The organism is Alitiscatomonas sp., from assembly GCF_037242085.1.
Taxonomy (GTDB): domain Bacteria; phylum Bacillota; class Clostridia; order Lachnospirales; family Lachnospiraceae; genus Alitiscatomonas; species Alitiscatomonas aceti.
Genome location: NZ_JAXXBR010000129.1, coordinates 1 through 10,004 on the forward strand (window position 1 = coordinate 1; position 10,004 = coordinate 10,004).

A 10,004-nucleotide genomic window follows, 5' to 3' on the forward strand; every position below is an offset into this window, starting at 1 on the left:
CATAAGAGGATAAAAGCCCGTCGATGACTGTGGCGTTGGTCTGGGTGCCGCCCACCAGGAAGAACACCTCGCCTTCCGGGCACTGGCATGCGTCCAGGATCTTCTCCCTGGCACTGGCGCAGTAGGGGTCTGCCCCATAGCCGGGCAGCTTCTCCATATTTGTTTCGATCAGTCGGTTTAAGATTTTTTCATGGGCTCCTTCCAGATAATCACATTCAAATGCCAGCATCGTTATTTCCTCCTCTATATTGTTTTTTCAGTTTTTTCGGATCTTTCTGGTTTTTCAGGCCTTTCAGATCTGTCGGATCTTTCTGTTCTCTCCGCTCTTTCAGCCCTTCCGGATCTGTCCATCCTCTCAGACTGGCCCTGCCGCTCTCCCCGCGGCTGCCGTTCTCCCCTGGGGGCCCGCTCCGGCTTCCCGGCCCGCTCTGGCTTTTCTCCCCTCTCCGGCTTTTCTCCCCGGCTCCGCTCATTTCTTGTTTCCGGCCTGGCCTCCCGCTTTTCCTTCTTTTCCTTTTTATCCTCACGGAAGCTTTTGAGGACCAGACTGGACGGATAACGGTATGCGTAGGTACAGCCCTTCATGAGTGCTTCCTCCTCCGGAGTCCGGCATACACTGAGGATCATGTCCTCCTCTTCCTGGAGAAGGTAGGCTTCCCCATTTCCATCCCTTTCACGGATCTCCTTATAGATCCGGTACTTTCTGTAATACTCCGGACACGGAGCCTGCTTCACCTTCACCGGCTCCGGCACAATATTGAGTTTATATGCATCCGACATCCTGGCCAGGATATTATGTACCTTTTCGCAGTTTTCCCTGGACACCATATCAGGAGACGGAATACAGACCATGTAATTCATTTTCTGTCCTTCTTTCTCTTTCATGTATTTCATGCCGCCGGGGCCATAATGTCCCGGCCCCTTTGATACCGGATTATATCATGGCAGAAATCCCTTTTCAATAGCCGCTTTCACTGGCGTCGCTTCTATTCCTGCGCCCGGATGGCCCAGCGCATCTTTGTGGACCTGGCCCGGGGATTTCTCTGACATTCCTCCGCCGAGGGACGGATCACCTCCTCGGAGATCTCCTGGTACAGCCCGGCCTTCTTCCCCTCTTTAAAGTAGTGCTTCACAAGCCGGTCCTCTCCGGAATGGAACGTAAGGATCGCCGCCCGTCCGCCTGGGGCCATGACGCCGGGGAGCTTTTCCAGAAAGCTGTAAAGCACTTCAAATTCGCTGTTGACGTCGATCCTCAGGGCCTGGAAGCACCGCTTACAGGATTTCACCACTGCTTCCTTTCTCTCTTCCTCCGGGAGAAATCCCAGCGCTGTCTCGATGGCCTCTTTAAACTGGGTGGTGGTCCGTATATATTCCTTTTTCCGGTTCCGTTTTAATACCTCCCTGGCGATCTCCTCTGCATAAGGCTCATCGGAATTCTCCGCCAGCATTCCGGTCAGCTCCTCCCTGGTCACTTCCTTCAGCCGGTCCGCAGCAGACACTCCCTTTTCCGGATCCAGTCTCAGATCCAGGGGGCCTTCGGCTTTATAGGTAAAGCCCCGCTCCGGATTGTCGATCTGCATGGAAGAAACTCCCAGATCGGCCAGGACGAAATCGAATTTTCCCACCTCCTCCGAAAGAAGGTCGATCTCTGCAAAATTCATCTGGCGCACGGTGAGGATCTCCTCCCCAAAGCCATTTTCCCTCAGCCGGGCCGTGGTCTTTACGATCTCAATGGGATCCACGTCCAGACCATAAAGATGGCCGGAGCCCTCCAGCTTTTCCAGCATCCTCCGGCTGTGGCCGCCATAACCCAGAGTGGCGTCCAGCCCCCTCTGGCCTGGCTGGATCTGTAAAAATTCCAGGATCTCATCGACGCAGATGGATAAATGCATCCCTGCCGGCGTGCTGCCCTTGGAGATGACCTTTTTAATGGTCTCCGCATATTTCTCCGGTTCTCTCTCTTTATATTTCTCCTCAAATGTCCGGGGATGGGTCCCCTTATAACGGACCCGCCGCTTATGTGGCTTCTGCATATCCTGATTCTGGTTCTGTTCTGCCATTCCCTCTTTATCCTTTCCTCGTCTTTCGTTCCATTGTATCACGGACGGCTCCCGATTTCCATAGTTTTCGGTTTCCCCGGTCCCAGGACGCAGGATCCAGCCCCGGGCCGCAAAAACCGGCTGGCATCCGGCAGCTTCCTGCCAGACACACAGCCGGTCTCACCTTATGTCTGTTTTATTATTTTACTTCCACCAGCTCATACTCCCTGGAGCCGAAGCCCAGGGCAGCGGCAGCCTCGATGGTGTGGACGCCGTTGCGGCTCTCCACCCGCTCCAGGAAGTGCTTCTGTCCCGGATCATCCGTTGCCGCATATACCAGATCGATGCAGGCCTGGTCGATGGCGATGGGATCCTCGGAAACAAGGATACCGATATCCTTCATGCAGGGATCCTCTGCAACGGCGCAGCAGTCGCAGTCCACAGACATATTCATCATCACGTTTACATACACCGCGTTTCCATGGAAGAAATCCACTACGGATTTGGCCGCGTCCGCCATGGATTCCAGGAAGGAATCATGGTCAGAGGTCCAGATCTTTTCCGGGTCTCCGGCGCCGTGGACGTATGCCTTTCCATAAGAGGAAGCACAGCCGATGGCCAGCTGCTTTAAGGCTCCGCCGTATCCGCCCATGGGATGGCCCTTAAAGTGGGACAGCACCAGGATGGAATCGTAGTTCTTCATGTTCTTTCCCACGAAATTTTTCTGGATCACCTTTCCTTCCGGAATGGAGAGTTCCAGATCCGGGCCTTCTGCATCCATGAGATCCACGCGGAAATATTTTTTCCAGCCATGGGCCTCCAGGGTGCTCATATGTTTGGCTGTGGTATTTCTCTGCCCTTCGTAAGCAGTATTACATTCTACCACATTGCCTCCTACCATATCGATGATGGGCTTCCAGAAGGCGGGCTTTAAAAAGTTCTGGTTTCCCACCTCGCCGGAGTGCAGCTTAATGGCCACCTTTCCCGGCAGTTCCTTTCCCAGAAGGCGGTACAGCTCCACCACCTTTTCCGGGGTGATCTCTCTTGTGAAAAATACTTTCGACTTCATATCGAATCTCCTTTCCTGAAGGGATATAATGGATAGCTTTATTATATCGCCCTCAGGCGGTTCTGTCTATCACTTCTGTCTTTATGATGCGAAATCCCTGCTTCCTGTACAGCTCCATGGCCCGGCGGTTCCAGTCTGCCACGTGGAGGACTGCAGGGCCGCGGCCCTCTTTCTCCAGAAGGACCAGAGCCCACTGTAAAAGAGCCCTTCCCAGACCCTGGCCCTGAAATTCTCCCTTCACCACCAGATCGTCGATCTCTTTCCCATAAACGGCCACCGAACCCGCCAGGGTCCCTGAGATCTCCAGGATCCAGATCTCTGACCGTCTCCGGGCCAGCTCTTCCCGGCCGGCGCAGCATTCTGCCGGCTGCAGCTCCAGAGCCGTCCGCATGGCCAGAAAGCAGCCGTTGTACATGATCCTGTATTCCTCATAATCGCTGTCCTGGTAATTTCTCAGGTCCAGGGATGCCTCTGCCCTTCCTCCTGCATATTCCATGGTATGTACAGTAAATTTCAATCCTCTTCCTCCGTTCAGCCGACCCCGAAATCCGTGATCTCATAAAGGACCTCCACTGCGGGATCCTCCATAAGCCACTGGTACTCATCCATGAACCAGTCCACCAGAGCCTGGTCCCGACGGATGGGAGTGGTATTATTATTGTAGACGTTGACGGTCCCCAGCTTAAAATACCGCTTCAGACAGTCGATGTCATACCGGATCATGTCCTTTGTCTGGCCCTGGATCCCCACCATAAGACATGGCGAGTCGAAATATTCCGCTACCTCCCCCGGCTCCCGGAAATCCGCATGCTTATTCAGGACACGCTGGCGGAAATCATAGTCAAAGGTCTCCACGCCGATCTTGAAGATAATGGGGACGCCCATCCGCTCCCGCATTTCCTCCAGCTTATGGCGGTAGATCCAGTGGGCCTCAAAAAACAGCTTCTCTATCTTTTTTTCACGGACAAGGGCCCCGATCCCATCAAGCGTCGCCTCGGGAAGTTCAAAGCAGCTCCCGGAGTTGATGATCTCCAAGGCTCCCAGTTCACCTGTTACCTGGGACAGTACCTGCCGGTTTAAGGCCTCCATGGCCTCCCGGTCCCTTCCGTTGTCCTCAATATAATCACAGAAGGCGCATTTTCCCCAGGCACAGGGAAAACCCCTGAGGAGACATATCTCCCTCTGATTTTTAGCAGTGATCCTGCTGTACCGTTCCTCTGGTATTCCCATAGCAGTTCTCCTTTCTTAAGGACCGCAGGCTCTGCCCTGCTGGCCGCATATGGCCTGTTTCAGCCGATCCGGCACGGTGCCTGCGGCTGCAGACGCCAGAAAAAGGCTCACCGTCCGGTCTGCCAGATCCGTAATGACCTGCACCAGAAATATGCTGGCAGTCATTCCCAGGGGGGTGTGGGACAAAAGCTGTACAAGGACCGTAGAGCCCGACGACGTGATCCCGCCAAAAAGGCCCGCGCAGATCAGGGAGCTCACAATGGTCCCGGGAACAGTGATCAGCGCCGCAGCCAGAAAAAGCCGCAGCCCCCTGACGCGTCCCATAAGCTCCGGCATTCTCCTCGACGCCAGCCCCGCCATAAATCCAGTAACCATGCCCACCGGCGCAAAATACAGCGAATAAATATCAGTGGTCATTCCCATAAGAATCCCGCTGAGAAGATTGGGGAGCATACCGTAAACGGGCCCCAGGAGGATGCCTGCCAAAATGGTCCCGATACTGTCCAGGTATACTGGAAGCCGCAGGGCCAGGGCTGCCTGTCCGCCCGCTGTGTTGATGCAGGCTGCCAGGGCGATCAGTACCATCTGGTTTACAGTCATTTTTTTCCTGCTTTTCATCGGAGCTGCGCCTCCTTTCCGTGAAGGAATGCCGTTCCCGTCATCCGGCTTCCCGCCGCCAGACCGGGGATCAGATCCAGCTCCTCCTCCCGGCATTTCAAGAGCCTGGAAAAGAACAGCCGGAAAAACCGCTCCGGATCCGTTTCTGTCAATATAAGGGCATTGGGAGCTTTTCTATAAAAGCCCATGGAGTCCACCACGGTCTGCCCCCGGGAGATCCCCTCCGTCTCCACCGCCGTATACGCTTCAAACCCTCGGCATAGTCCAGGGTCCGCGAAATGGGCCACAGCCAGGGGATCGTTGATGACGCAGCCGATCAGATGCTCCCACTCCCAGTGGAAATCAAAATAAAACTTCGTAATCGCCGACACAAAGCTGCCAAGCTCCGGATCCAGCCGTTTCAGATACGCGAGAAGATCCGGAGTCAGGACGATCTGTCTGGTCACGTCCAGCCCTGTCATCTCGATCTTCTTTCCGTACAGGGCAGCCGTTTCATACACAAGGGCCGCCGCATCTGGATCTGCCCAATAATTGTATTCCGCCACTGGAGAGCAGTTCCCATGGCTTTTAAAGCTGCCTCCCATGGACACGATCCGGTCCATGGAAAGGATTGCTTCCGGACAGTCCGAAAGCAGACGGGCCAGATTGGTCATGGGCCCCAGGGCGATCACGGAGCAGGGGCCTCCTTCCTGTCCCGGCACAAACCGTTTTTTTAGAAACTCCTGGGCGGTCATGGAGTTCTCATAGCCTGGGACTTCCGGGAGAAAGCTCTCTCCCAGCCCATCGGCCCCATGGGTATCCAGGGCATTCACATAGTCCCGCTTCAGCGGCCTTTCTGCTCCCACATAAATGGGAATATCCAGACGCCCCATATGCTTTAAAATTTTTTTTGTGTTGGAAAAGCCCATATCTGCCGGGCTGTTCCCACATACGATGGTAATGGCCTCCACCTGGATCTCCTCCATGGACAGCGCCAGCATCAGAGCCAGGCTGTCGTCGATCCCCGGGTCACAGTCAATAACCACCTTCTGTATCTTTTGATCCATCCTGTTTTCTCCTTCCGTTTTCACGCAGGGGAAACAAAAAACCGCCCCTGCCAGTTTTCTGAAAACCTCAGATAAGCGCACCAGCTTCTGGAAATCCATCCAGAAAACCGGTGCGCCAGGCAAAGAGCGGTACCAGCCCCGCCTTCCGGCCAGGGCTTTTTACCTTTATCATTCTCACTTATGCCTAGTTTTTTATACTGGGAGGTTCACGAACCAGTGGGGACCCCAGAGGATCCCGGTGCCAGAAGTATAGCACAGGGAAGGAATTTGCGCAAGGCCTCTCCCATGTTTTTCATTGATTTTCCACTCTGCTTTTAGTATAATGAAAACATCGGAGTGTCCCTGTGAAAAATCAGAAAACAGGACAGACATAAAAGGGAGGAAGATTCTTATGCAGTATAACAAAGAACGGATTTTATCCAGGCTCATGGAAATGATCCAGATCGACAGCGTTTCCTATAAGGAAGGCCCCATGACCGACTATCTCCAGAAATATTTTGAGGACCGCGGCTATGAAGTATACCGCGATCAGGCTGGAAAGGCCGTGGGCGGGGACCACAGCGGAAACCTCCTGATCCATATTCCTGGAACGATGGAAGGAGAATCCATCTGTCTCAATGCCCACCAGGATACGGTGGAACCGGGGATCGGTATTGTTCCGGTTCTTGAGGACGGAAAATTAAAGAGCAGCGGGGACACGATCCTGGCCGCCGACGATAAATCCGGAATCGCCATCATGCTGGAGCTTTTGGAGGTACTGAAGGAAACAGGAACCCCCCATCGGGACATGTACTATCTTTTCACCATCTGTGAAGAAAGCGGCATGTACGGCGCAAAAAATTTTGATTATTCCAAAATTCCTACCAAAAACATCTTTTCCCTGGACGGAGCCGGAAATCTGGGCTTTATCTTAAAATCCGGCGCCGGAAAGGACGTGCTGACCATCACCTTCCACGGAAAATCCGCCCACGGCGGCATTGAACCAGAAAAAGGCATCAATGCCATCAACGCTGCGGCCCTGGCCATCAGCAAGGTGAAATTCGGCCGCATCGATCCGGAGACAACCTCCAATATCGGCCGCATCGAGGGCGGCGCAGCCACCAACATCGTTACGGATAAAGTCACCTTTACCTGTGAGGTCCGCTCTCACTCCCAGGCCCAGATCGAGGCCCAGGTACAGAAGATCATGGATGCATGCCAGGAAGCGGCCGCCGAATTCGGAGCCACCGTGGACATCGATGTGGACCACTTCTGCCCGCCCCACAAGCCGGATCTGGACGGCTTCCTTACAAAGGCAACGGTCCGCGCCCTGGAGCTGGAAGGGATCACACCGGAATACCATATCAGCAACGGCTCCGGCGACAGCAATATCTTTTCTGGCCACGGCTTTGACTGCTCCGGGATCTCCACCGGTATGTTCAACGTCCATACCACCGGCGAATACCTGGATCTGGCCGTATTCGAGCAGGCCTTCAACGTAACCTGGAGGATCGTGACAGAGCCTCTGGATTAAAGACCAGGCAGGCAGGGAATAATAGCTGTATAAAAAGAGGATGCTGCGTATCAAAGGGCGAAAAACGTCCTTCCGCAGCATCCTTTTTCTTTACATGCCCGCTTCTTCCGGTATCACATGCCTGGTGTAAATCCGCAATAAACGCTTCACATTTTATCCCACACACCCTTGCCCTCCGAAAATAAATATGCTATACTCCCGGCAAAACCAGTGGCCGCCGCGATTACAAGGATTCCGTATTCCGGATGCTGTTCCGGGACCGGACGAGCCTATAAGCTTAAGGTCCAGGTTTTAAAGATCGCCCCGGAGGCCAACCGTGAGCTCCTGGAGGAATGCCAGAGCCTGAAGGAATATATGCTCCTTATGGAACAGGTACGGAAGTATGCCGCATTCCTGGAGCTCAACGAAGCCGTGGACCGGGATGTCAATAAATGCATCCGGGATGGGATCCTTTCAGACCTTCTCTCAACATCTTCTGCTTCTGGACGACCATTTTTGTGTTGTAGGGGACCAGTTTCAGAAGCTTGTTGATATCCTTTAGTCCGGACTACGTTCCTTTGATCGATTTGTTGACACTTTCCAGCGCCTAGGAGAGTTTTGTGCTATCGCCGCCAATCTCAACGGTAATGCCCCGGATTCTGGATGCCATTTGGTAACACCCTCCTCGCGGGCATGAAAAAATCCCATCTGCACGGAGCAGGCTGCTTAAAGTAACAAAATATTATTACCTGTGTATCAAAATCACCTTTTTAGCATACAATATATTTATCAGTATATTTATCAACCAGTTAGTTGATACTTTGGCAAACGTGTGCTATAATGCAAGTAAAGAAAGGAGTGGACGATTATGGCTTCTGTTATGAGTGCTATTACTAATACCGTTCCGATCACCCAATTCAACCGTGGGCTTGCCGGAAAAATTTTTGAAGATGTCAAGCAGTGCGGTGCTAAAGTTGTTATGAAAAACAACACCGCAGAATGCGTTCTCATCTCCCCGGATGAATATATCCGTTTAATGGATGAATTAAATGACGCTCGTCTGCTGGCTGTCGCTTCTGAACGTATGGCACACTTTGATCCTGCCTCTTTGATTTCTGAGGAAGAAATGAACCGCCGTCTCGGTGTTACAGAAGACGATCTCGCCGGTTTTAGCGAGGTCGACATCGAATGAGTTGGAAACTAGAATACCTTCCCGAAGCAGAAAAAGACTTGAAAGACCTCACTGGAAGTCAGCGCATCCTTGTTCTAAAAGCCATCAAAAAAGTTCAACAAAATCCACTGCCTGTTGATGAACAGGGCTATGGAAAGCCACTTGGTAATCACAACAGCACGAACCTTGCAGGACTTCTGAAAATCAAGCTCCGATCCGCTGGCTTACGTGTTGTATATCAGCTTCGCCATACAGAATCATCCATGCTGGTTATCGTTATTGGCATCCGAGCTGACGAAGAGGTATACGATATCGCTCAGAAAAGAGCGCATAAACACGGGCTTTTCAATTGATGCCCAGTTCTTAATCGGCTATAATCCCTATAGTGATTAGTTTTCGGTAACCTTGCGAAATTTGAGATTGGAAAGATGACCTTCGGAGCACCTTCTTTTCCCTACTGTAAATTATTGAATAATCTGCAATAATGGGAACCAGAATAGAGCCCAATAAAGTGGCTCTGAATTACCGGAATATATGACTCTCATTCTCCGAAATGGTGGCTCTCAATGTCCGGACAGGTGACTCAGAGAACTCTGGAATAATCACTCCATAATTGTAATACAATAATCTAAATATCTTCCGCCTACAATTATAGCAGGGAACAGAGTATTAGGAAATCCGTAGGAATATTTGGCGCTTACGAATTATAAAGAGGATGCTGCATGGATGGGATAAAGAATCTCCTTCCGCAGCATCCTTTTTCTTTACACGCCCACTTCTGCCAATATCACGCGGCAGGTGTAAATCCGCAAAAACGCTTCACATTTTATCCTGCACACCCTTGCTCTCCAAAGATAAATATGCTATACTCCCGGCAAAGCATATATTTCCTTTGTTCCTGGCCGTATGGCTGTCTGGACTTTCTATCTTCATTTCAGAAAATCTATGCTTTTCCATTTTCTTTATCATGAAAAGCAGGAGATTTTCCGTTCTCCTGCGAAAGGAGGACAAATGAATCATCGAAACCATGATACCAGCCCCGGCCACAATGGCCCAGCAAAGCCAGCGGCCCGCCGCGACTATAAGGATTCCGTATTCCGGATGCTGTTCCGGGACCGGACGGATCTCTTAAGTCTTTATAACGCGGTCAACCAGACCTCCTATACGGATCCGGAGGAGCTGGCCGTCATCACCTTGGAAAATGCCGTCTATATGAACATGAAAAATGATGTGGCCTTTCTTATGGACTTCCGGCTGAATCTCTACGAGCACCAGTCCACCTGGAATCCCAACATGCCGCTCCGTGATCTCATATATGTGGCAAAGGAATACCATGTCC

The 10,004-nt window shown here is 52.1% G+C and carries 10 protein-coding genes, 2 pseudogenes and 1 riboswitch; of the genes and pseudogenes, 4 read left to right on the plus strand and 8 right to left on the minus strand.

The genetic code is table 11. From position 1 onward, the window contains the following. The 8 genes and pseudogenes from WIH05_RS12945 to WIH05_RS12980 form a co-directional block, all read right to left on the minus strand. A pseudogene (locus tag WIH05_RS12945) lies at positions 1 to 229 on the minus strand (low specificity L-threonine aldolase); the annotation flags it as partial. A gap of 14 nt (positions 230 to 243) precedes the next feature. Next, positions 244 to 861: a hypothetical protein gene (locus WIH05_RS12950; protein ID WP_022273617.1), complete on the minus strand. Its 618-nt coding sequence runs from the start codon at positions 859 to 861 to the stop codon at positions 244 to 246. Between the two features lie 125 nt (positions 862 to 986). After that, positions 987 to 2,060, minus strand: coding sequence for a 16S rRNA (cytosine(1402)-N(4))-methyltransferase RsmH (gene rsmH, locus WIH05_RS12955; protein WP_337425475.1), 1,074 nt, complete (start codon positions 2,058 to 2,060; stop codon positions 987 to 989). Between the two features lie 178 nt (positions 2,061 to 2,238). Next, on the minus strand, positions 2,239 to 3,108 hold the full coding sequence (locus tag WIH05_RS12960; protein ID WP_022273615.1) for a DUF362 domain-containing protein: 870 nt from the start codon (positions 3,106 to 3,108) through the stop codon (positions 2,239 to 2,241). Between the two features lie 52 nt (positions 3,109 to 3,160). Beyond that, complete coding sequence (locus tag WIH05_RS12965) at positions 3,161 to 3,625, minus strand: GNAT family N-acetyltransferase (protein ID WP_022273614.1); 465 nt, start codon at positions 3,623 to 3,625, stop codon at positions 3,161 to 3,163. A gap of 14 nt (positions 3,626 to 3,639) precedes the next feature. Then, a complete protein-coding gene (locus WIH05_RS12970) occupies positions 3,640 to 4,338 on the minus strand; it encodes a hypothetical protein (RefSeq protein ID WP_022273613.1) in 699 nt (232 codons plus the stop codon). Between the two features lie 15 nt (positions 4,339 to 4,353). Beyond that, positions 4,354 to 4,956, minus strand: a complete 603-nt coding sequence (locus WIH05_RS12975) for an ECF transporter S component (protein WP_337425476.1) — start codon at positions 4,954 to 4,956, stop codon at positions 4,354 to 4,356. Continuing rightward, the gene (locus WIH05_RS12980) at positions 4,953 to 6,002 is read right to left on the minus strand and encodes a nucleoside hydrolase (RefSeq protein WP_022273611.1); all 1,050 of its coding nucleotides are present in this window, start codon (positions 6,000 to 6,002) and stop codon (positions 4,953 to 4,955) included. The genes WIH05_RS12975 and WIH05_RS12980 overlap by 4 nt, the downstream gene beginning before the upstream one ends. A 178-nt stretch (positions 6,003 to 6,180) precedes the next feature. Continuing rightward, positions 6,181 to 6,225: riboswitch (PreQ1 riboswitch) on the minus strand. 168 nt (positions 6,226 to 6,393) lie between these two features. Between WIH05_RS12980 and WIH05_RS12985 the strand changes: the two genes are divergently transcribed. The 4 genes and pseudogenes from WIH05_RS12985 to WIH05_RS13000 form a co-directional block, all read left to right on the plus strand. Beyond that, positions 6,394 to 7,515 carry a M20/M25/M40 family metallo-hydrolase gene (locus WIH05_RS12985; protein ID WP_022273610.1) on the plus strand — a complete coding sequence of 374 codons (1,122 nt, stop codon included), beginning with the start codon at positions 6,394 to 6,396 and terminating at the stop codon, positions 7,513 to 7,515. 847 nt (positions 7,516 to 8,362) lie between these two features. After that, positions 8,363 to 8,686, plus strand: a complete 324-nt coding sequence (locus tag WIH05_RS12990) for a type II toxin-antitoxin system Phd/YefM family antitoxin (protein WP_022272565.1) — start codon at positions 8,363 to 8,365, stop codon at positions 8,684 to 8,686. Next, positions 8,683 to 9,018 carry a type II toxin-antitoxin system RelE/ParE family toxin gene (locus tag WIH05_RS12995; RefSeq protein WP_337425477.1) on the plus strand — a complete coding sequence of 112 codons (336 nt, stop codon included), beginning with the start codon at positions 8,683 to 8,685 and terminating at the stop codon, positions 9,016 to 9,018. The genes WIH05_RS12990 and WIH05_RS12995 overlap by 4 nt, the downstream gene beginning before the upstream one ends. Before the next feature lie 658 nt (positions 9,019 to 9,676). Further along, positions 9,677 to 10,004, plus strand: a pseudogene (locus WIH05_RS13000) (transposase); the annotation flags it as partial.

Coding starts and splice junctions, on each gene's coding strand:
- WIH05_RS12950 (WP_022273617.1), bottom strand. CDS start 861: ATGAATTACATGGTCTGTATTCCGTCTCCTGATATGGTGTCCAGGGAA.
- rsmH (WP_337425475.1), bottom strand. CDS start 2,060: ATGGCAGAACAGAACCAGAATCAGGATATGCAGAAGCCACATAAGCGG.
- WIH05_RS12960 (WP_022273615.1), bottom strand. CDS start 3,108: ATGAAGTCGAAAGTATTTTTCACAAGAGAGATCACCCCGGAAAAGGTG.
- WIH05_RS12970 (WP_022273613.1), bottom strand. CDS start 4,338: ATGGGAATACCAGAGGAACGGTACAGCAGGATCACTGCTAAAAATCAG.
- WIH05_RS12975 (WP_337425476.1), bottom strand. CDS start 4,956: ATGAAAAGCAGGAAAAAAATGACTGTAAACCAGATGGTACTGATCGCC.
- WIH05_RS12980 (WP_022273611.1), bottom strand. CDS start 6,002: ATGGATCAAAAGATACAGAAGGTGGTTATTGACTGTGACCCGGGGATC.
- WIH05_RS12985 (WP_022273610.1), top strand. CDS start 6,394: ATGCAGTATAACAAAGAACGGATTTTATCCAGGCTCATGGAAATGATC.
- WIH05_RS12990 (WP_022272565.1), top strand. CDS start 8,363: ATGGCTTCTGTTATGAGTGCTATTACTAATACCGTTCCGATCACCCAA.
- WIH05_RS12995 (WP_337425477.1), top strand. CDS start 8,683: ATGAGTTGGAAACTAGAATACCTTCCCGAAGCAGAAAAAGACTTGAAA.